Source organism: Polynucleobacter sp. UB-Piko-W3 (genome assembly GCF_018881635.1).
Taxonomy (GTDB): Bacteria; Pseudomonadota; Gammaproteobacteria; order Burkholderiales; family Burkholderiaceae; genus Polynucleobacter.
Genome location: NZ_JACVPY010000002.1, coordinates 1,427,717 through 1,449,112 on the forward strand (window position 1 = coordinate 1,427,717; position 21,396 = coordinate 1,449,112).

Here is a 21,396-nt window from a genome sequence, read left to right on the forward strand (position 1 = left end):
TGCACCACCTGCGCCAGCAATGATGGCCTGCAAACCATTGGCTTGGGCATCCTCTGCATACTGAAACATATCGTCTGGCATGCGATGTGCTGAGAGCACTTTAGCCTCGTGAGCGATGTCAAATTGCTCAAGCATTTGAGCGGCGTGTTGCATCGTCTCCCAATCTGAATTGGAGCCCATCACTATTCCGACTATTGGCTTCTTGTTCATCTACCTCTCCAAATGCCCTAAATATTTACTCAGGACCTATTATCCCTGAGTTAAACGATTCAGGGCTTCACGGTACTTTTGGGCCGTCTTTTCAATCACATTAGCTGGTAATTGCGGCGCAGGGGCAGTCTTAGGCCACAACTTGCCGTGTACTTGGGCAGTTTCCAACCAATCACGCACAAATTGCTTGTCATAGGATGGCGGGTTTGAACCCACATGATAAGTTTCTGCTGGCCAGAAGCGTGAAGAATCTGCAGTGAGGATCTCATCCATCAAAACCAATTGACCCAAATCATCTAAACCAAACTCAAACTTAGTATCAGCAATAATAATTCCACGAGTCGCAGCATAGTCAGATGCTTCTTTATAAAGACGGATGCTGACTGCACGAATTTGATTAGCTAATTTCTCGCCAATGAGTTCAACCACTTTCTCAAATGAAATATTTTCGTCATGATTACCAACTTCTGCTTTGGCGGCAGGGGTAAAAATTGGCTCAGGTAATTTTTGGGCATTCTCTAAACCAGCAGGCAATGTGATACCACAAACCTTGCCACTTTCTTTGTAGTCCTTCCAGCCGCTTCCAGCGAGATATCCGCGCACAACTGCCTCTACTAAAATAGGCTTTAAGCGCTTAGCAACTACTGCACGACCGATTACTTGAGAAACTTCGTCGGAAGTTACCACATTTGCAGGGTCAATCCCAGTCAAATGATTTGGGATAACGGAAGCTAATTTATCAAACCAAAAATTAGCCATTTGATTAAGAACGATGCCCTTCTCTGGGATTGGTTCACCCATCACGACATCAAATGCGGATAAGCGATCAGTAGTGATCATCAGTAGCTTGTCATCGCCTAGAGCATAGACATCACGCACCTTACCTTTAGATACCAAAGGTAATGACTTAATAGAAGTGGCGTATAAAGCTGGCATCTTTAATTCACTTTACGATCTGAGTGAGTTTGCCGCTCTTATAGAGTTCAGCCATTTTTTCCAAAGGTATAGGCTTGATTTTAGATGCTTGACCAGCGCAGCCAAAAGCCTGAAAACGTGCGATACAAACTTTCTTAGCTGCTTCGCGCGCTGGTTTTAGATAATCGCGGGGATCAAATTTGCTTGGATTCTCCATGAGGTAACGGCGGATAGCACCCGTCATTGCTAAGCGGATGTCGGTATCAATATTAATCTTACGAACACCATTCTTAATACCCTCTTGAATCTCCTCAACGGGGACACCGTAGGTTTCTTTCATATCGCCACCGAACTCACGAATCTCTGCCAGTAATTCTTGCGGAACACTAGAAGAGCCATGCATTACCAAGTGCGTATTCGGAATACGCATATGAATTTCTCTAATACGATCAATCGCCAAAATATCGCCTGTAGGCTTCTTAGTAAATTTATAAGCGCCGTGGCTAGTACCAATCGCAATCGCTAAGGCATCACACTGAGTAGCCTTCACAAAGTCAGCAGCTTGTTCAACGTCTGTTAATAACTGTTCACGAGTCATCTTGCCATCGGCACCATGACCATCCTCTTTATCACCCTGCATTGTTTCCAAAGAGCCCAAAACTCCCAGCTCTGCTTCCACGGTAACTCCAATGGAATGAGAAAACTTCACCACTTCCTGAGATACGGCTAAGTTGTACTCGTAACTGGCTACCGTTTTGCCATCGGCTTCAAGCGAACCATCCATCATCACGCTAGTAAAACCACTCTTGATTGCCGCCATACAGACAGCTGGGCTTTGACCATGATCTTGATGCATGACAACTGGAATATGGGGATATGCTTCGACAGCTGCAGAGATGAGGTGACGTAAAAATGCCTCACCAGCATATTTACGTGCGCCAGCAGATGCTTGCATGATGACTGGTGAATCAGCCTCATTAGCCGCCTCCATAATTGCGGTCACTTGTTCAAGGTTATTGACATTAAACGCCGGTAAACCATAACCGTTTTCAGCAGCATGATCCAAAAGTTGCCGTAAAGATACTAAAGCCATGATTTTCTCTTAATAGATATAGGTAAATAGTTAATCAATATACAAATTACTTCACATGAACAATTTTGAGGGTATTCGTGCCACCAGGTTCGCCCATTGGCTCCCCAGAAGTCAGCACGACAGTATCGCCCTTTTTAACTGCGCCAGCCTTTTTCAAGCAGGCTTCTACTTCTTGCAAAGCAGTATCGCGGTCTTTGGTGTAATCCAAACCAATTGGCGTGACATTACGATAAGTACTTAAAGCTCTTTGGGTGGCAATCTTTGAAGTCAATGCAAAGATGGGTACATGAATATTATGACGGCTCATCCAAATTGGGGTTGAACCAGAATCCGTCAAGGCAGCAATCGCATTTGCATGCAAATGATGCGCAGTAAATAAAGCGCCCAAGGCAATTGTTTGATCAATGCGGGTAAATCGTTGATCTAAAAAGTCGGTATCCAATTTTACTGTATCTGATTTCTCAGCTTCAACACAGATCTCGGCCATCGCTTTAATAGTTTGTATTGGATATGAGCCAGCAGCAGACTCAGCGGAGAGCATCACAGCATCCGTTCCATCCAATACGGCATTGGCTACGTCACTTACTTCAGCGCGTGTGGGTACTGGAGCATTAATCATCGACTCCATCATTTGGGTTGCTGTAATCGTAAATTTATCGGCCTCACGCGCCCAAGAAATCATCCGCTTTTGTAATGCAGGCACTGCAGCGTTACCAACCTCAATAGCGAGATCGCCACGGGCAACCATAATGCCATCACTTTGCTCAATAATGCTTTTGAGTGCTTTAGGCTCAATCGCTTCTGCACGCTCGACCTTAGCAATGGTTCGCACTTTGCCAACACCATATTTAGCACTAGCAGCATCAGCTAGCTTACGTGCATATGCCATATCAGCGCCATCTTTTGGAAAGCTAATCGCCAAGAAATCAACGCCCATGGCAATTGCAGCATCTAGATCAGCAATATCTTTTTCAGTAAGCGCTGGTGCTGTCAAACCACCACCGGCACGGTTGATACCCTTGTTATTTGAGAGTGGCCCGCCTTGTTCCACGAGTGTGAAGATTTCCCCGCCCTTAACGCTCTCAACACGCAGTACAACCAAGCCATCATTTAATAAGAGGCGATCGCCAGGCTTCACATCATTTGGGAGCTCTTTGTAATCAAGCCCCACACGTCCTTGATTGCCAAGCTCACAGGCGACGTCCAGAATAAACTTCTCACCCTCTTTAAGAAGAATTTTGCTATCTGCAAATTTGCCCACACGAATCTTAGGGCCCTGCAGATCGGCCATGATGCCAACCTCTTTGCCCACTTCGGCAGAAATGCTTCTGACTAAGTCATGGCGTGCTTTGTGATCTGCCACAGTCCCGTGTGAGAAGTTCATGCGCACCACATCAACACCTGCGCGGATCATATCGCGCAATACTTCAGGCTTTTCAGATGCTGGTCCTAGAGTTGCAATAATTTTTGTTGCTCTTAACATATTTAGTCTTTCGCTCTTTCTGCAAGTACTGCAAAGGCTGGCAAAGTTTTACCTTCGAGAAATTCTAAGAAAGCGCCACCACCAGTTGAAATGTAATCCACTTGATTCTCAATACCGTACTTAGCAATCGCTGCTAAGGTATCTCCACCTCCAGCGATTGAGAATGCTGGTGAGTGTGCAATTGCTGCAGCCAGCATTTTTGTACCACCGCCAAATTGATCAATTTCGAAGACGCCTAATGGGCCATTCCAGACAATTGTGCCTGCATGCGCAAGCATTGTGGAAAGGCGCGCAGCAGTCTTAGGACCGATATCCAAAATCATGTCATCTTCGGCAACTTGATCTGCAGGTACACGATTTGCGCGGGCTAGCGGAGAGAGCTCATTTGCAACGACGACATCCTCAGGAATGGGTACATGGGCACCGCGCTTTTCCATGAGATTCATAATTTCTCTAGCTTCGTTGACCAAGTCTGGCTCGGCAAGCGATTTACCAATTGGTAAACCTTTAGCAAGCATGAAGGTATTGGCAATACCTCCACCCACAATCAATTCATCGACTTTCTCAGAGAGAGCCTTCAGAATGGTGAGCTTAGAGGACACTTTAGAGCCGGCAACGATCGCTATTAGGGGACGTCTTGGATTTGCTAATGCACGACTTAGTGCGTCTAATTCAGCTGCCATCAATGGACCAGCACAAGCAACTGGTGCAAACTTAGCAACGCCATTGGTGGTTGCTTCAGCACGATGTGCAGTACCAAATGCATCATTTACATAAACATCGCATAGAGCCGCAATTTTTTTAGCTAGCGCATCATCATTTTTTTTCTCACCCACATTTACTCGGCAGTTTTCCAAGAGCACTACTTCGCCTGGCTGTACTTGAAATCCTCCATCGACCCAATTACTAATGAGTGGTACTTTGCGATGAAGCAAAGTAGCAATCCGATCGGCGATCGGGGCTAAGCTATCTTCAGATTTAAATTGGCCTTCAATGGGTCGCCCTAAGTGAGAGGTCACCATCACTGCAGCGCCAGCGTCCAGACACATCTGCAATGCAGGCATCGAGGCCCGAATACGCGTGTCTTCAGTAATGTTGCCTGCCTCATCTTGGGGCACATTGAGGTCGGCGCGAATCAGCACCCGCTTCCCCTTTAATTGGCCCGCTTGGGCTAATTCACTTAAACGTTTAACTTGAAATAAGGCTTCCGGCATGGGATTGGGCAAATGTGGTGATTTATGAGGAATACTCCATTCTAAATCGTCTAGCCCAAATATCCCACAGGATCTCAGACACCCTGCAGTCCTGCCTGCTCTACAATAGGAGCTTGGACGCATTTTGGGTCTAGGGCCATAAACCCTCCCTCGGCGCACCGATTAACTAGACACAAAAAGGTAGAGAAAATGTCGATGTCCGACCGCGATGGCTTTATTTGGTCCGATGGGAAGCTCATTCCCTGGCGTGAGGCCAATATTCACGTTCTAACCCATAGTCTGCACTACGGTATGGGCGTATTTGAGGGCATCCGCGCCTACAAAACACCCCAAGGTACAGCCATTTTCCGCCTCCCAGAGCATGTCAAGCGCCTCTTTAATGGCACCAAGATTTTTCAAATGAACATGCCTTTCAGCCCAGAAGTGATTACCAAGGCAATTATTGATGTGGTCAACAGCAATAAGCTCGAGGCCTGCTACATCCGTCCAATCATCTTTATTGGCTCCCAGAAACTCGGCATCTCTCCCAAAGGAAATAGTATTCATACGGCGATTGCTGCCTGGGAATGGGGTGCTTATTTAGGTGAAGATGGGCTCAATAAAGGCATTCGGGTAAAGACATCTTCATTTACCCGCCACTTTGTGAATTCTTCACTCGTGCGCGCTAAGGCCTCTGGCTATTACATCAACTCTATTTTGGCCAATCAAGAAGTCACAGCCAATGGATATGACGAAGCTTTATTGCTTGATACCGAGGGTTATGTGTCCGAGGGTTCTGGCGAAAATCTTTTCATGATTCGTAATGGCATTGTGTACACCCCTGACTTAGCATCCTGCTTGGATGGTATTACGCGCGACTCTGTCATTCAGATTGCAAAAGATCTTGGATATGAAGTTCGTGAAAAACGGTTGACGCGTGATGAAGTTTATTCCGCAGATGAAGCTTTCTTTACTGGTACTGCAGCTGAAGTAACTCCGATTCGTGAGTTAGATGACCGCTCTATTGGTGATGGTAAGCGTGGTCCGATTACTGAACAAATTCAGAAGACGTATTTCGATGCGGTGTACGGCAGAAATGATCAATACAAATCTTGGCTCACCTACGTTAAGTAATCAGGAAAAAAGATGCCTCAAGCTCAAGTTGTGATGGTGGATGGAAAGGACTTGCCATTACATTGCCCCACCAATCAAACTCCAGCCTGGAATTCTCATCCGCGAGTCTTCTTGGACATCACCAAAACTGGGGAAGCGAAGTGCCCATATTGCGGCGCTGAATATAAGCTCGTTCCCGGCACCGAGCCACACGGACACTAAGCCTTATCAGCACCTCATCATGGGGTGCTGACTCGGGATACAACACATGCAAAGTATTCTGATCATTGCCCCGAATTGGATTGGGGATGCTGTAAGTACCCAGCCTCTTCTGGCTAATCTCAAGGTGCTTTATCCAAATTCTCAGATTGATGTTCTTGCTAGCAATTGGGTGGCGCCGATCTATCGTGCCTGCTCGCAAGTGCATGAAGTCATTGAGGCGAAGTTTGAGCATAAAAAACTGCAATGGAACTTACGTAAGCAAATAGCCAAAAAAATTCAGGCTAAAAACTATCAGGCCTGTTTTGTATTACCCAACAGTTTTAAATCTGCGCTGATCCCCTGGTTAGCCAATATTCCCTTTCGGATTGGCTATCGCGGCGAATTGCGTTTTGGCCTGATTAATTTAGCCCTAAACAACCCAAGCAAAGTTAATCGCCCACCGATGGTGGAGCACTATTTAGCCCTGAGCCAACTTCTCAAAGATGATGAATCTATTTCCCTTGATAAATTAGTACCCAAGTTAAATGTATCTGGCGCAGCGAAACAACAAGTAGAGCAAAAATTGCAAGGCGCTAACATCAATAGCAACTCTATTTATGCAATATGCCCTGGAGCAGAATATGGTCCATCTAAAAGATGGCCTACCGAATACTTTGCAGTGTTGGCACAGCAACTCATTAAGCAAAACTCAAATAATCAGATCATTCTTTTAGGTAGCAAAAATGATCATTCTCTTGCTCAAGAAATTACCTCCCAGGGACAGCAAGCTAGTAATGTTCATAACTGGTGTGGCAATACATCACTAGATGAAGCAATTGCCTTGATTGGCATGAGTAAAGCGGTGGTCAGCAATGATTCAGGGCTGATGCATATTGCAGCTGCGTTACAGATCCCTCAAGTTGCCATTTTTGGCTCCAGCGATCCAGCGCACACGCCGCCTTTATCAGATAGGGCTAAGATAATCTGGCTCAATATGTCTTGTAGCCCATGTCACAAAAGAGTATGCCCCCTAGGGCACTTACGCTGCCTAAAAGATATCCTGCCAGAGCAAGTATTGATTACACTCAACACATTGAAGTAATTACTGGAAAAGTAAGCGATGACTAAACTTGCAAGGCTCTTTCATAATGCCGATGAAGTCGTAGATGCTTGGCGAGAGGCGCTACGCAATCGTGATGTCAAAGGTGCTTTGGATATCTGGCTTGATGATGACTCCATCACCTGCGTCCTGCCCGAAGGGCATCGTCTTAGCGGTCATGTAGAAATTCGGAAGGGCTTGGAGAGACTTTTATCTAAGCAGCCATTATTTTTAGAGCCGATTGCTTGTATTAGCCACTCTATTCCAGGTGCTGCGATTTATGACACTACAGAAGCAGTCCACCTCAGAGCTGATCAAGTAGAGGCTGAATTTTTCCTCAATATCACATTAGTACTCTTGCAAGATAGTCAAGGTTGGCGCATTGCACACCTACATTCCAGTCGCTCGACTGAAGAAACTTTTGATGCCCCCTCTACACCACACGGCCTCCATTAAAGATCGACATGGATGAGCACGTATTAAGGTCACTCATCAAGTGGCCTAGTGTGCCTGATTGCTTTGGTTGGCTTGCTTTAGATCGTCGAGGACAATGGCGTATGCGTGATGAATTTGCGCAGCAAAATAAATTACCTGGCCAAGTCATTACTCATAGAACCTTAAATGAATTCATCTCCAGAAACTATGCATGCGATAGTCTAGGTAGATACTTTTTTCAGAATGGCCCACAGCGTGTCTTTATCACGCTCGACGCCACACCTTGGGTAGCCCGTATCACCCTAAGCGAGAGTGGCTTAGAACTGATTACTCAATGCAATAATCCGATAGAGGCTGCTCGCGCATTAAGTGATGAAAAGGGTAATATTTACATCGTTGGAAAAGTGAATCAACTAATCTACCGGCAAGAAAATAAAGATTCGTTTACTAAAGAAGATTGCCAGACAGTAGCACTTTTACATGATCATGACTTGGATCACTTCTCCCAATTGGCAAAACTGCATGAAGAAGCCTGTAGTTTTGGTGGCTCTTGGGAATGGCAAGGCAAACAATTGTCCTTAGGCCCGATCCATTCAGAAGAGTTGGCTGCTCGCTTTCAATTCATTGCAAGGCCAAGCAATTAATCGCAATCCTAACTAGGTATTTTGCCCTGCTCTTTGAGCTCATCTTGATACTGCCTTTGCATTTCTCTTAAGCGCGCGTCAATACTGGAGCCTTGATAGTAGTCAGACCCACCTGCCGAACGAGCGATCTTCAATTGCTCAATTGCTGATGGCCAAGCTCCTTCAAGAGCATATTTTTCTCCAAGAGCAAAATGACGCATTGGTACATTCTTAGCCTGATCATAGGATTTTGATAGCAAACTCCACCAGACAATTTCATTAGGCTGCAAGCGAGTACGGGCTTTAAGCCAGACAATTGCATCATTGGTACGACCGAGCACTAAATCCGCATTGATCATCGCGGCGCCCGCAGCATAAGACTGAGGGTAAGCACGCAAAGTAGCTTGTGCAATTTGTAAAGCTTCTACACCCTTGCCTTTGGCTAAGGCCAATTCAGATGCAGTAATGTCTAAAGATAAGCTTTGCCTCTGAATCGGTGAGCCTGGTGCGCTGGCAGCTTGAGCCAAATTGCGAGCTTGTTGTAAATATGCTTCTGCTTGATCTACTTTTCCTTGGCGTTGTGCAATGAGTGCTAAACCGTAAAAACCTTCCATTTGCTTACCCGCTTGAGGCTGCTTACTTAAGCTTTCAAAAGTATTTTTAAGGTCATACATACCACTCGAAGTACCAGACTGCTCCATACGCGCTCTAGCTTTAATAAAATAAAACTCTACTGCGGTGGGAACATTACGCGCAGCGACCCTCCTTGCTCTATCTTGCATGTCAGCAATACGATCAGTCGTTAAAGGATGGGTACGGACATAGGCTGGAACACCCTTATCCATCACGCCGGTAGCTCTTTGTAAGCGCTGAAAGAAGCCTGGGGCACCATTTACATCGTATCCACTGGCCTCCAAAATCTGAAAGCCAATACGGTCTGCCTCACGCTCAGCATCTCTTGAGTATGAAAGTTGATTATCGATAGCCATTGCCTGACCGCCCTGCATCAGACCAGCAGCTGCCGAAGGATTGCGAGACATAGCTAATGCACCAAGTACCATACCTGCAATGGCGATCATGTTATTAGTAGATTGCTTATCCATTTGGCGCGCAAGGTGACGTTGCAATACATGTCCTGTTTCATGACCCATGACAGATGCCACTTCTGAATCTGTTTCTGCACTTACCAGTAGGCCCGTATGAAAACCAATAAATCCGCCTGGCAAAGCAAAGGCATTAATGCTGCTGTCTTTGACTGCAAAGACTTCAAAGTTGTAGGCGCCACTACCCTGTTCATTGGCGCCACCAAGCTGCAATTGTTTAGCAGCCTGCAATAATCGGCGCTCCATAGCGTTTAGAAAATCATAGATCGGTAAATCATTTGAATAATCTGGATCGGGACGAATCTGGCGCATGATCATTTCGCCATACTTTCGCTCATCTATCCGACTCAGAGAGTCGCCCCCAGGATCACCCATATCGGGCAAAATAATATTAGGCTGGCTTTGTAAAGTATTGCGATTAGGCAGCTTGGAAGATTTAGCATCCGGAGACTGCATCGCTTTGCCGATATTTTGAATGGCTGCAGAATTACCATCTACAGAGACATCTCCGACAGGAGTAGCAGCATAAGCAGGCATAACACCTGAGCAGAACAAAGCGAGTGCCAGCTGAGCAGCTAAAAGACGCTGCCAAAACGAGGTTTTTCTAAGGAACTTTATATCCTGCATCTCTATATGGTAAAACTTATCCCATGAATAAACTAACTCATTTTGATGAAAGCGGCCAAGCCCATATGGTAAATGTGGGTGATAAAGCCTCTACCCATAGAATCGCTATTGCTACAGGCAAGATCAGCATGCTTCCCGAGACCTTCAAAATGGTTGAAGCAGGAAACCACAAAAAGGGTGATGTGCTGGGTATTGCTAGGATTGCAGGCATCCAAGCATCAAAGAAAACTGCAGATCTCATTCCCCTTTGTCATCCGCTGGCATTAACCCATGTTAGCCTCGAGTTTCAATCAAACTCAACTGACAACAGTATCACTTGCCAAGTAAAAGCGGAAACTACCGGCCCTACTGGCGTGGAAATGGAAGCCCTCACCGCAGTCCAAGTCGCCCTTCTCACAATCTACGATATGTGCAAAGCGGTAGATCGTGGCATGGTGATGGGTGATGTAAGACTACTAGAGAAGAGTGGTGGTAAGTCGGGGGAGTGGAAGGCTTAAAGAGGTGGCGCAAGCACTCAATATATATAAGACTACTTGTAACCCAAAATGTCATTATGGGTTCGTTCCTGTCCCTCACCAAACCATTTAGTACAAATTCCCGAACCGCTATAAAGTGGTTTTTTTCTAGAGTTAACTTGCATTTGATACATTGCATCGAAACAATCTCTTCGACTGAGAAATTGGAAGGACTCACTATGAGTCTGAGCTCCTTTATAGAAGTGAAAGAAGTCTAAGGTCCACGGTGAAGTAACTGTAATCTGCGTGGCCACCTTCTGATCCTCCACTTGTGGACTGCTACAGGCCACCAAAACCAGAGCCAACATTCCAAGAATGTACCTTGAATATTTCAACATATGAATAGATTAATACATACAGAATAGTCGGCCCATGTTCTGCGCCTATAGCTTCAGGTTATAAAAGGTTTCATAAATTTAACCGCCCTAAGACGGTTAAATAATAGCGATAGCTTATTACCAAATTCCTATTTACTAATTCTGCATTCCGACGGTAAGAGCTGAGGCAATAGATTTGTCTCTGTAGATCTGCAAGACCAACCACCCGCCCAAGTAGCGCCCTCTGGTTTTGAAAGGTCAATTGGTTTGGGTGCATTAGCATCTGGATCATTAGTCGGGATCAGATGTAATGTGTTCTTACCGTCTGGCGCAACACTGACTTGATAGTCGATAGCAATAGCACCTGACGGTGTTATTTCAATCAACTTCACACTGCGGGTAGGCCCAAAGGTGAACGATCCGCTTGTAGCATCATCCATTGCTACAGTGCCACGACTTGCAAATGCTTCTGTCACCGCAAGTTTTGCACTGGAAGATAAATTCATCCCCTCCACAACACGACTACGCGCAATGTAATCTTGATACTGAGGAACGGCAACTGCTACCAAAATACCAATGATGGCAACTACGACCATCACTTCAATCAAGGTAAATCCAGAATCTTGGTGAGTCTCTTGTTGTTTTGGCTCGTCGTATTTTTTACTTTGCATATCTTCTAGCTCCTGAGGTGAAATGCCTCATCATCCAGTCTATACCCCTTCTAATCAAGGAATCTGGGCGTTAAAAAAGCCGGCTTTAGAGGCCGGCTTTTCTGATTCATTTGAAATCCGGTTAATGCGCTTCTTTTCCGGCATTTCGTTTTTTTATATAGGTGCCTACCAAAATAACAATGGCAACACCAATGACCTCAAAGGCTAGTTTTGCATCGCCTAGTGCCTCTTGAATACTGTCTTTGATAGCAGGGTCATCTACTAGCATACCGCCTGCCAGTAAGCCTAACAAGCCAGCGCCCAAAGTTATAATGATTGGGAAACGATCCATTACTTTCAAAAGAAGTGCACTACCAAAAATGATTAATGGAATAGACATTCCAAGGCCAATAATCAAAAGAAGTAAACGAGTCTCTTCAGGTCCTTTTTGTGCCGCTGCAGCCACAGCAAGTACGTTATCTAAACTCATTACCAAGTCAGCAATCAAAATCGTACGAATAGCCCCCCAAATGCTGGTCTTAGCTTCCATATGTTCTTCACCGCCACTATCAGATAGCAACTGAATGCCGATATAGAGGAGTAATAAGCCGCCAACAATTTTGAGATACGGCAAAGTCAATAAAGCCACTGCAGTAATGGTTAACACTACGCGCAAAATAATTGCAGCAGCACTACCCCAGAAGATGGCCTTCTTTTGCTGAGCAGGTGGCAAGTTACGTGACGCTAATGCAATCACCACTGCGTTATCACCAGATAGCAAAATATTCGCTACGATGATTGATAGAAGTGCCGCCCAAAAGGTGGCATCTGAAAATGCTGAAAAATCCATACTGTCTCCCTACGTTTTTATGTTTTAACTACTTTTTAAACTACTAATCACTAAAGATCAGGTGCTGCTAAACAGTATTAATGTCGCAGCATCTTTTCTTGATCGCTAATTACAACATGGCCTTCAGTAATGCCGCCATTTCCGATGGATTCTTTGTTACTTTAAAGCCGCACTCTTCCATTACGGCAAGTTTGGCATCAGCAGTATCCGCTCCGCCAGAAATCAATGCACCAGCGTGGCCCATCCGTTTTCCAGGAGGCGCTGTTACACCAGCAATAAAGCCAACTACTGGCTTTTTCATATTGTCTCTGCACCAGCGAGCAGCTTCAGCCTCATCTGGACCGCCGATCTCACCAATCATGATGACGGCATCAGTTTCTGGATCTTCATTGAACATTCTCATGATGTCGATATGCTTCAAGCCATTGATTGGGTCACCACCAATACCAACAGCAGTTGATTGACCTAAACCAATTGCAGTTAATTGACCAACCGCCTCATAGGTCAAAGTACCGGAGCGGCTCACAACACCAATGCGGCCCTTCTTATGAATATGGCCAGGCATGATGCCGATCTTGATTTCATCAGGAGTAATGATTCCAGGGCAATTAGGACCAAGCAATAAAGTTTTCTTGCCGCCAGCAACTTCTTTCGCATGCATCTTATTGCGCACTTCTAGCATGTCACGCACAGGAATACCCTCAGTAATGCAAATCACGAAATCAAGATCAGCCTCAACCGCTTCCCAGATGGCAGCAGCAGCACCTGGAGGCGGAACATAAATAACTGAAGTCGTTGCACCAGTTTGCGCAGCAGCTTCTTTAACAGTCGCGTAAATTGGAATGTTAAAAATGGACTCGCCAGCCTTTTTAGGATTGACGCCAGCAACAAAGCAATTTTTGCCGTTTGCATATTCTTGACACTTCTCAGTATGGAACTGACCGGTCTTACCAGTAATACCTTGGGTAATGACTTTGGTGTTTTTATTAATCAAAATAGACATATTGAAATTCCTGGATTATTTGTTTTTGGCAACCGCAGCTACTACCTTGGTAGCAGCCTCAGCCATCGAATCGGCGCTAATGATTGGCAAACCAGAGTCCGCAAGAATCTTCCTACCTAACTCTTCGTTTGTACCCTTCATGCGCACAACCAGTGGCACTGTCAGATTTACAGCCTTACATGCCGTCACTACGCCATCAGCGATCACGTCGCAACGCATAATGCCGCCAAAGATGTTCACCAAAATTGCCTCAACACTCTTGTTCTTGAGCATGATCTTGAATGCTTCGGTTACTTTTTCTGCTGTAGCGCCACCACCAACGTCTAAGAAGTTTGCCGGCTCGCCGCCGAACAGCTTAATCGTATCCATGGTTGCCATAGCTAAACCAGCACCATTCACCAAACAACCAATATTGCCATCTAAAGAGATGTAAGCCAGGTCAAATTTAGAAGCCTCAATCTCAGCAGCATCTTCTTCATCGACATCACGATAAGCAACGATTTCTGGATGACGGAATAATGCATTCGGATCAAAGTTAAATTTTGCATCGAGCGCCTTGATCTTGCCATTCCCCTCAAGGATCAACGGGTTGATCTCCACTAATGAGGCATCTGTATCCCAATAGGTTTTATAGAGATTCTTGAATACGTCACGCGCCATCGGAATAGACGCATCAGGCACGCCGATACCTTTTGCAATGATGTCGCAATCAGCATCTGTCAAACCAATCAATGGATCAACAAATACTTTGATAATTTTTTCTGGATGAGATTCTGCAACCTCTTCAATATCCATACCACCTTCGCTTGAAGCCATGATCACATTCTTTTGTGTGCCACGATCTGTCACGATGCTGAAGTAGTACTCTTTTTTGATATCTGCGCCATCTTCGATTAAGAGGCGATTGACTTTTTGACCTTCTGGTCCTGTTTGGTGAGTCTTAAGCTGCATGCCCAAAATTTCAGAGGCGTATTTCTTCACGTCGTCCATGCTTCTTGCCAACTTCACGCCACCACCCTTACCGCGACCGCCTGCATGAATCTGCGCCTTGACAACCCATACTGGGCCACCCAATTTTTCAGCAGCCTTCATTGCCTCATCAACACTAAATGCAGGAATGCCGTTTGGAACAGGCACATTAAATTGGCGCAGAAGTTCTTTGCCTTGGTACTCGTGAATTTTCATAATTACTCCGAAACGGTATCTTTTTTAGTAAGCGACGAGGATTAGTTAAACCGATACTGCCTTGATCCCGTACTTACTCTAGAAATAGCGAAATTAGCCAAATTTGAATAAATGCGAACGGCTTGACAGACCCAATAATTTTATCATGTTGCAACGCCGCATTTGCCTATTTCGGATCCGCAACCGCCCTGCTCTAATCAGGCTTTTGCCCGCCAACCACCTTTGCCACCACTTCGGAGCTAAAACCCTTAGATGCCAAGAAGCGGTATTGCCTAGCGCGCTCCTTCTGATCCTGGGTTACGTTGTCATACTTTCGAGCCCAAAGCTCATGGGCACGCTGAAATTCAGTTTCCCGCAAGGACTGCAATAGGACGGCTGACTGGGCCGCATCAACCCCTGCCCGTTGGAGCTCATCTGCAATTTTGCGCGTCCCATAGCGCTCACTTCGTCTTCGAACCAAGGCTTCAGCAAAACGCTCGTCTGATAGCCAGCCTCTGGCCTCAAAGTCATCTAGCACTGCTGTGATTTGTGCCGTGGTCGATTCTGAAGTTTGATCAACTTGATCACCCCCCAGCTTTGCCCATCTTGCCTCTGACTCTGCCAACTTTGCCGCTAAACCTTTGCGACTATATTCTCGGAGCGATAAAAGACGCAAAGCCCGAGCTTTGAGACTCGGGCTTTGTTTGGTTCTTTCTTTGCTGCTACTAGCTAGCTCTGACATCGAACTATTCGACTTCCTCTTCTTCGCTCAGCACATCAGTTACTACAGCTGAGCCAGATTTAACACCTAACTTCGCACGAATTTTGACTTCGATGTCTTTAGCAATCTCTGGGTTCTCTTTCAGGAAATCGCGCACATTATCTTTGCCTTGACCGATGCGATCGCCGTTATAGCTATACCAAGAGCCAGACTTTTCAACGATATCGGCTTCAACACCCATATCAATGATTTCACCTTCTCTGGAAATGCCAGCGCCATACATGATGTCAAAAATAGCTTCACGGAATGGAGGAGAGACCTTGTTCTTCACAACCTTCACACGGGTTTCATTACCAACAATCTCATCCCCTTTTTTGATGCTACCAATGCGGCGAATGTCTAAACGCATAGAGGCGTAGAACTTGAGCGCATTACCGCCAGTAGTAGTTTCTGGGGAGCCAAACATCACACCGATCTTCATGCGAATTTGATTAATAAAGATCACTGTTGTGTTGGTACGCTTAATAGCGCCAGTCAACTTACGTAAAGCTTGACTCATCAAGCGAGCCTGTAAGCCCGGCAAGGAGTCGCCCATATCGCCTTCAATCTCGGCCCTTGGAACCAAAGCAGCAACTGAGTCAATCACAATTAAATCAATGGAGCCTGAACGTACTAATGCATCAGCAATTTCTAATGCTTGCTCACCAGTATCTGGCTGAGAGATCAATAGATTATTGACATCAACCCCAAGGCGCGATGCGTACTGCACATCTAATGCATGCTCTGCATCGATAAATGCACAAGTGCCACCAAGCTTTTGCATTTCTGCAATCGCATGTAAAGTTAAAGTTGTTTTACCAGATGACTCTGGCCCGTAAATCTCAATCACACGACCCCGTGCAATACCGCCAACTCCTAAAGCAATATCAAGGCCTAGTGAACCGCTAGACACCACTTGAACATCTTGACTGATTTCAGCATCGCCCAATCTCATGATCGAGCCCTTGCCAAATTGCTTCTCAATTTGTGCCAAAGCTGCTGTTAATGCTTTTTGCTTGTCTCCGCTCATTCCCTCAAATTCTGAGGAGGCTGATTTTCTTTTGTCATCTATGGCCATTTTTTGATTCCTTTTCGCTTTAATTGGGCTTTTTCCCGAAGTTTTATCTACTGTTTCACAACTTAGAAGTTACTGTATATAAAAACAGTAGTATTTGCAAGCGACTTTTTAAAGGAATTTACAGATTTTTAGCGAGGCTAGGCTTGATAGAGGTGCGAGCCCAATAGAAAAGGAGGGGCATCGCTATTGCCCAAACCACGCTAATTAGGCCTAAACCCAGGATTTGGGACCCAGAATCCCAATTTGCTGCCCCTAACCGTATTCCAGCCTCATAAGATAAGGGGCCAGAAATTGCCCCTAAAACAACCCCTAGAAAAAGCTTACCTTTTAGCCAAGATAAGGAGCTATTGAGGGTAGTGGCCACTAAAAGCCAGAGTACCCACATCCATACTGGCGATACATAAGGAGAAGGCCATGCACCTTTAAAGTCGAGAAACCCTAAGTACATCAAGAGGCTATCGGTCAGGATCCCATAAGAGAGGACTTTGAGCAGCAAGCTGAGCTCCAGCTTTGGGCTCTGGGAGCGCCAGACATGAAAGGCAACATAGGCTAGCGTACCAATCACTGGCCATAGCACCTGGTGATGCGCTGCACCCAGTACACAAGCAAACCAGCCTGCCTGGAAAAGGACAAAGTTCCAAAATTTAGCCATAAGACGATTCTAGCCAACCTAAGAAAAAGGCCACTGCCGGTGGGCAATGGCCTTGAGATTTGGTGGCGATTCAGGGATTCGAACCCCGGACCTGTGGATTATGATTCCATCGCTCTAACCAACTGAGCTAAATCGCCGAACGTGTGATTGTAGCAAATCTGCCCCATTCTGTAACGGCCTAAGCTAGAAACCGTAATATAGGGGCATGAGAAAAGAGCTCCCAAAATTCCTAATTGTGGCCATTTTGAGTGGTTTTCTGGTCTCGAGTGTATCTGCGGCGCAAATCTTCATCACCAACTACTCCTCGGAAGCAAATGCCAAGGTTTTTGTGACCAAATATCAGTCCGAGGCTAACTGCATTGTGTATGAAACCCAATACTCCAGTGATAGTGAGCCGGGAGTATGGTTCTATACCAAGTACAAAAGCAATGCGCGAGCAGCGATCTACTACACCCAATATAAATCGGATGCTGACTTGATCGTCTATTTCACAAAATACAAAAGTGATGCGCGCTGTCGCTACTAACTCAATTTTTATTCATGAGACTACTTTCAATTTCCACGGGCAAAGTTATGCCACTGTTTGGTAATCACCACCCAGACTACCAATCGGTTGCTTCGGCAATCCGTAAAAAGAGTGTTAGTAATTTAGAGGATCCCTTGCCTGTTGAGATTTATTCTCTTGGAGTCAAAGGAGATGAGCAAGCAGATCTGAGTGCGCATGGTGGAATTGAAAAAGCAATTTATGTTTATCCAGCAGAGCACTATGCTTTTTGGAACGAGTTACTCACCCGTGAAACTAAAAAATCAACAGTGCTTAAGCATGGAGCAATCGGTGAGAACTTCACTATTGAAGGCTTGCTAGAAACCGAAGTTTTTATTGGCGACAAACTTCTCATTGGCGATCTTGAATTTGTCGTTGTCAAACTGCGTGAACCCTGCTTCAAATTTAATGCCACCTTGGGCTATAAAGGTGCTGCTAAAGCCATGGTGCAGTCAGGCTTTTGTGGCTGGTATTTGCGTGTACTCAAAACTGGAAGTGTGGCCGCCGGCGTGCAGATCACCATTATTCCCGGAGCAAGAGATACTTCTATTGCCGAGCAAAATCGCAATCTAATTCAACATCGCAATCAACAAGATTTGTGGGAATAAAAAAACCCGACCATTTTGTGGTCGGGCTTCTTATTTACTGCAGACTAAAGATGCTTAGTCATTTGCGTAGATATCTACGTCTTTAGTTTCTTTAACAAACAGCACACCGATAATCAATGTCATCGTAGCGATGATGATTGGATACCAGAGACCGTAGTAAATATTACCGTTTTGCGCAACCAAGGCAAAGGCGATTGTTGGCATCAAGCCACCGAACCAACCGTTACCAATGTGATATGGCAAGGACATTGAGGTGTAACGAATACGAGTTGGGAACAACTCAACTAGCATCGCAGCGATTGGACCATAAACCATGGTTACCAAGATCACCAAAATTACCAAGATACCCAAAACTGCAGGAAGGTTAATAGCAGCAGGGTCAGCCTTGGCAGGATAACCAGCAGCATTCAATGCATCACGAATAGCTTTCTTAAACTCTGCATCTTTTGCTTTCGCATCAGCTGGTGCTAAACCTTTAGCGGTATAACCCTGAATCTCTGTGTCGCCAATCTTCACAACAGCAACTCCACCGGCTGGGCCAGCAATGGTTGTGTAGCTTGCAGAGTTAGAGGCCATCACTTGCTTAGCAATATCGCATGAGCTAGTGAACTTTGCAGTACCCGTTGGGTTGAACTGGAAAGTACATTCGTTCACATCAGCAGTAATACTGGCTGGTGCAGTTGCCATCGCTTTTTCCAATGCTGGATTAGCAAAGTGGGTTAAGCCATTAAACAAGGAAACTGGTGTGTTCGGGATGTACAAAATGATCGCTAACAGCAAACCACCCATGATGATCACTTTACGGCCAATCTTGTCTGACAGTGCGCCAAAGACGATGAAGAATGGTGTACCGATGACTAATGAAGCGGCAATCAACAAGTTTGCAGTCTTAGGATCTACTTTCAATACCTGGGTAAGGTAGAACAAAGCATAGAACTGACCTGTGTACCAAACCACCGCTTGACCAGCAACCAAACCAAACAAAGCCAAGATTACGATCTTTAAGTTTTTCCACTGACCGAATGACTCTGTCAAAGGTGCTTTGGTCAACTTGCCTTCATTCTTCATTTTTGTAAATGCTGGTGATTCAGCCATGGACAAACGAATCCAAACTGAGATGCCTAGCAAAATGATGGAAGCAATGAAAGGAACGCGCCAGCCCCAAACATCAAAGTCTGGACCAGTGATTTCACGTGTGAACAAAATCACGAGCAAGGACATGAACAAGCCAAGAGTAGCAGTTGTCTGAATCCAAGCTGTGTATGCACCACGCTTACCGTGAGGAGCATGTTCTGCAACATAAGTAGCAGCACCACCGTACTCACCGCCCAAAGCCAAACCTTGCAGCATACGTAAGGCGATCAACAATACAGGTGCAGCAACACCAATCGTTGCATAGTTAGGCAAAATACCCACAATAAATGTGGCTCCACCCATGATCACAATGGTGACCAAGAAGGTGTACTTACGACCAATCAAATCGCCTAAACGACCGAACACCAATGCGCCAAATGGACGCACAATGAAACCAGCCGCAAATGCTAACAAGGCAAAAATGAAGGCAGAGCCAGCATCTAAGCCTGAGAAAAACTGCTTGGCGATAACGGCAGCCAAAGAACCGTACAGATAAAAGTCGTACCACTCAAAAACCGTACCTAAAGAGGAAGCAAAAATAACTTTGCGCTCAGCGGCGGTCATTGGGGCTGCTTTAGTTGATGTTGACATCAGTAGCTCCTAACTATTTTTATTAAATAAAAAACAACCCGCCGATTATGCTTTGAAAAAACCCAAAGAAATCCACCACTTAGGGTAACTCCCCATCGATTTAAGTCAGGGTTTTCCCGATATATGTGGATTAGGTGCAACATCATAAAACCTTGATAAAAATAAGGTTTAGCCCAGCTTTATGGCAAGATGCACTTTCGGGGTGCATATTCGCGCATCCAGGTGCAAACCACAGAGTTAATCAAGCTGCATTTCGCTTTAATAGTTCCAGAAGTTAATAAAAAGGCAGTGTCAAAAATGCCATCCCATCAAAAAATGAACAAGGAGCAATTCAAATGAAAAGACGTGACTTTCTAGGTAAGACTGCACTTGGCGCTGCTGCTGGAGTATTGGCTGCACCGGCGATTGCCCAATCCCTGCCAGAGGTGAAGTGGCGCTGTGCCTCTAGCTTTCCAAAGAGCTTGGATACGATTTATGGTGGTGGTGAATTCATTGCTAAACGAGTGGCCGCTTTAACAGACGGCAAATTCCAGATTCGTATTTTTGGCGCGGGTGAAATTGTTCCAGCCTTCGGCACCGTTGATGCAGTTCAGCAAGGGACTGTGGAGTGCACCCATACTGCCGGCTATTACTTTGTAGGCAAAAATAAAACCTTTGCTTTTGATACAACCGTTCCATTTGGCATGAATCAGCGTCAACAAAATGCCTGGATGTATTGGGGTGGCGGCTTAAAACTTCAACGTGAGTTCTTACGTGACTACAACATTATTTCTTTCCCAGCCGGAAACACCGGAACACAGATGGGTGGATGGTTTAAAAAGCCAGTGAAAACTGTTGCAGACCTCAAGGGTCTCAAAATGCGAATCGCTGGACTTGGTGGCGAAGTGATGTCACGCCTAGGCGCTATCCCACAGCAAATCGCTGGTGGTGATATTTATCCTGCGCTTGAAAAAGGGGTGATCGATGCGGCTGAGTGGGTTGGCCCGTACGACGATGAAAAATTAGGCTTTTACAAAATTGCGCCTTACTACTACTACCCAGGATGGTGGGAGGCTTGTTCAATGTACTCCATGTACGTGAACATTAAGGAATGGGAAAAATTGCCTAAGCAATATCAAGAAGCCTTGGCTTCAGCCTGCGCAGAATGCAACATCGACATGATGGCTGAGTACGACTACAAAAACCCAATCGCTTTACAAAGCTTAATTAAGAATGGTGTCAAGCTACAGTCTTATTCCACAGACATTATGAAAGCAGCTTCTGCTGCCGCTTTTGAAATGTATGAAGAAGAGGCTGGCAAGAATCCATCGTTCAAGAAGATTTACGAGCCTTGGAAAAAATTCCGCAACGATCAAATGCTGTGGAACAAAGTCGCTGAGCAAACTCTCATGAGCTTCATGTTGACTAATCCAGTCAAATAAAACCTTATTGAGAA

23 protein-coding genes and 1 tRNA gene are annotated in these 21,396 nt (G+C 45.4%); 9 read left to right on the plus strand and 15 right to left on the minus strand.

From position 1 onward, the window contains the following. The 5 genes from ICN31_RS10630 to ICN31_RS07610 all read right to left on the minus strand — a co-directional run. The coding region (locus ICN31_RS10630; protein ID WP_255530935.1) for an AIR carboxylase family protein at positions 1 to 210 on the minus strand (210 nt) is incomplete at its 3' end. A gap of 39 nt (positions 211 to 249) precedes the next feature. Next, positions 250 to 1,146, minus strand: a complete 897-nt coding sequence (locus ICN31_RS07595) for a phosphoribosylaminoimidazolesuccinocarboxamide synthase (protein ID WP_216260169.1) — start codon at positions 1,144 to 1,146, stop codon at positions 250 to 252. A 7-nt stretch (positions 1,147 to 1,153) separates the two neighbouring features. Further along, positions 1,154 to 2,218, minus strand: a complete 1,065-nt coding sequence (gene fba, locus ICN31_RS07600) for a class II fructose-bisphosphate aldolase (protein WP_216260177.1) — start codon at positions 2,216 to 2,218, stop codon at positions 1,154 to 1,156. A gap of 46 nt (positions 2,219 to 2,264) precedes the next feature. After that, positions 2,265 to 3,701: a pyruvate kinase gene (gene pyk / locus ICN31_RS07605; protein WP_216260178.1), complete on the minus strand. Its 1,437-nt coding sequence runs from the start codon at positions 3,699 to 3,701 to the stop codon at positions 2,265 to 2,267. A gap of 2 nt (positions 3,702 to 3,703) precedes the next feature. Continuing rightward, on the minus strand, positions 3,704 to 4,915 hold the full coding sequence (locus ICN31_RS07610) for a phosphoglycerate kinase (protein WP_216260179.1): 1,212 nt from the start codon (positions 4,913 to 4,915) through the stop codon (positions 3,704 to 3,706). 189 nt (positions 4,916 to 5,104) lie between these two features. Here ICN31_RS07610 and ICN31_RS07615 point away from each other — a divergent pair, with 189 nt between their 5' ends. The 5 genes from ICN31_RS07615 to ICN31_RS07635 are packed head-to-tail and all read left to right on the plus strand — an operon-like array spanning position 5,105 to position 8,386. Further along, complete coding sequence (locus ICN31_RS07615) at positions 5,105 to 6,028, plus strand: branched-chain amino acid transaminase (protein WP_216260180.1); 924 nt, start codon at positions 5,105 to 5,107, stop codon at positions 6,026 to 6,028. Positions 6,029 to 6,040: 12 nt separating this feature from the next. Then, positions 6,041 to 6,229, plus strand: coding sequence for a zinc-finger domain-containing protein (locus tag ICN31_RS07620; RefSeq protein WP_216260181.1), 189 nt, complete (start codon positions 6,041 to 6,043; stop codon positions 6,227 to 6,229). Between the two features lie 46 nt (positions 6,230 to 6,275). Then, positions 6,276 to 7,310 carry a lipopolysaccharide heptosyltransferase II gene (gene waaF / locus ICN31_RS07625; RefSeq protein ID WP_216260182.1) on the plus strand — a complete coding sequence of 345 codons (1,035 nt, stop codon included), beginning with the start codon at positions 6,276 to 6,278 and terminating at the stop codon, positions 7,308 to 7,310. 18 nt (positions 7,311 to 7,328) lie between these two features. Continuing rightward, on the plus strand, positions 7,329 to 7,763 hold the full coding sequence (locus tag ICN31_RS07630) for a nuclear transport factor 2 family protein (RefSeq protein WP_216260183.1): 435 nt from the start codon (positions 7,329 to 7,331) through the stop codon (positions 7,761 to 7,763). A gap of 8 nt (positions 7,764 to 7,771) precedes the next feature. Next, positions 7,772 to 8,386, plus strand: a complete 615-nt coding sequence (locus tag ICN31_RS07635; protein ID WP_216260184.1) for a DUF2946 family protein — start codon at positions 7,772 to 7,774, stop codon at positions 8,384 to 8,386. An 8-nt stretch (positions 8,387 to 8,394) separates the two neighbouring features. On the opposite strand, the gene ICN31_RS07640 is transcribed toward ICN31_RS07635, so the two are convergent. Further along, complete coding sequence (locus ICN31_RS07640; protein WP_216260186.1) at positions 8,395 to 10,095, minus strand: M48 family metalloprotease; 1,701 nt, start codon at positions 10,093 to 10,095, stop codon at positions 8,395 to 8,397. A 23-nt stretch (positions 10,096 to 10,118) separates the two neighbouring features. Here ICN31_RS07640 and moaC point away from each other — a divergent pair, with 23 nt between their 5' ends. After that, complete coding sequence (gene moaC, locus ICN31_RS07645) at positions 10,119 to 10,592, plus strand: cyclic pyranopterin monophosphate synthase MoaC (protein ID WP_216260189.1); 474 nt, start codon at positions 10,119 to 10,121, stop codon at positions 10,590 to 10,592. A gap of 484 nt (positions 10,593 to 11,076) precedes the next feature. On the opposite strand, the gene ICN31_RS07650 is transcribed toward moaC, so the two are convergent. The 8 genes from ICN31_RS07650 to ICN31_RS07685 form a co-directional block, all read right to left on the minus strand. Beyond that, a complete protein-coding gene (locus ICN31_RS07650; protein WP_216260191.1) occupies positions 11,077 to 11,598 on the minus strand; it encodes a pilin in 522 nt (173 codons plus the stop codon). A gap of 121 nt (positions 11,599 to 11,719) precedes the next feature. Continuing rightward, a complete protein-coding gene (locus ICN31_RS07655) occupies positions 11,720 to 12,427 on the minus strand; it encodes a TerC family protein (RefSeq protein ID WP_216260192.1) in 708 nt (235 codons plus the stop codon). A gap of 109 nt (positions 12,428 to 12,536) precedes the next feature. Then, positions 12,537 to 13,430 carry a succinate--CoA ligase subunit alpha gene (gene sucD, locus ICN31_RS07660; protein ID WP_216260194.1) on the minus strand — a complete coding sequence of 298 codons (894 nt, stop codon included), beginning with the start codon at positions 13,428 to 13,430 and terminating at the stop codon, positions 12,537 to 12,539. Between the two features lie 15 nt (positions 13,431 to 13,445). Continuing rightward, positions 13,446 to 14,615, minus strand: a complete 1,170-nt coding sequence (gene sucC, locus ICN31_RS07665; protein ID WP_216260195.1) for an ADP-forming succinate--CoA ligase subunit beta — start codon at positions 14,613 to 14,615, stop codon at positions 13,446 to 13,448. Positions 14,616 to 14,808: 193 nt separating this feature from the next. Next, positions 14,809 to 15,336: a recombination regulator RecX gene (recX, locus tag ICN31_RS07670; protein WP_216260196.1), complete on the minus strand. Its 528-nt coding sequence runs from the start codon at positions 15,334 to 15,336 to the stop codon at positions 14,809 to 14,811. Positions 15,337 to 15,340: 4 nt separating this feature from the next. Further along, a complete protein-coding gene (gene recA / locus ICN31_RS07675; protein WP_216260197.1) occupies positions 15,341 to 16,432 on the minus strand; it encodes a recombinase RecA in 1,092 nt (363 codons plus the stop codon). A 118-nt stretch (positions 16,433 to 16,550) separates the two neighbouring features. Further along, the gene (locus ICN31_RS07680; protein ID WP_216260198.1) at positions 16,551 to 17,084 is read right to left on the minus strand and encodes a DUF2878 domain-containing protein; all 534 of its coding nucleotides are present in this window, start codon (positions 17,082 to 17,084) and stop codon (positions 16,551 to 16,553) included. A gap of 60 nt (positions 17,085 to 17,144) precedes the next feature. Further along, positions 17,145 to 17,221: transfer RNA gene (locus ICN31_RS07685), tRNA-Met, on the minus strand. 68 nt (positions 17,222 to 17,289) lie between these two features. Here ICN31_RS07685 and ICN31_RS07690 point away from each other — a divergent pair. Both ICN31_RS07690 and ICN31_RS07695 read left to right on the plus strand, forming a co-directional pair. Continuing rightward, positions 17,290 to 17,610, plus strand: a complete 321-nt coding sequence (locus ICN31_RS07690; protein WP_216260199.1) for a DUF6150 family protein — start codon at positions 17,290 to 17,292, stop codon at positions 17,608 to 17,610. Between the two features lie 14 nt (positions 17,611 to 17,624). Next, a complete protein-coding gene (locus ICN31_RS07695) occupies positions 17,625 to 18,236 on the plus strand; it encodes an MOSC domain-containing protein (RefSeq protein WP_216260200.1) in 612 nt (203 codons plus the stop codon). Between the two features lie 54 nt (positions 18,237 to 18,290). Here the strand turns inward: ICN31_RS07695 and ICN31_RS07700 are convergent, their stop codons facing one another. After that, the gene (locus ICN31_RS07700; RefSeq protein ID WP_216260202.1) at positions 18,291 to 19,961 is read right to left on the minus strand and encodes an MFS transporter; all 1,671 of its coding nucleotides are present in this window, start codon (positions 19,959 to 19,961) and stop codon (positions 18,291 to 18,293) included. A 335-nt stretch (positions 19,962 to 20,296) separates the two neighbouring features. Here ICN31_RS07700 and ICN31_RS07705 point away from each other — a divergent pair, with 335 nt between their 5' ends. Beyond that, entirely contained in the window at positions 20,297 to 21,382 is a 1,086-nt protein-coding gene (locus ICN31_RS07705; RefSeq protein ID WP_216260204.1) for a TRAP transporter substrate-binding protein, read from the plus strand. Positions 21,383 to 21,396 lie beyond the last annotated feature (14 nt).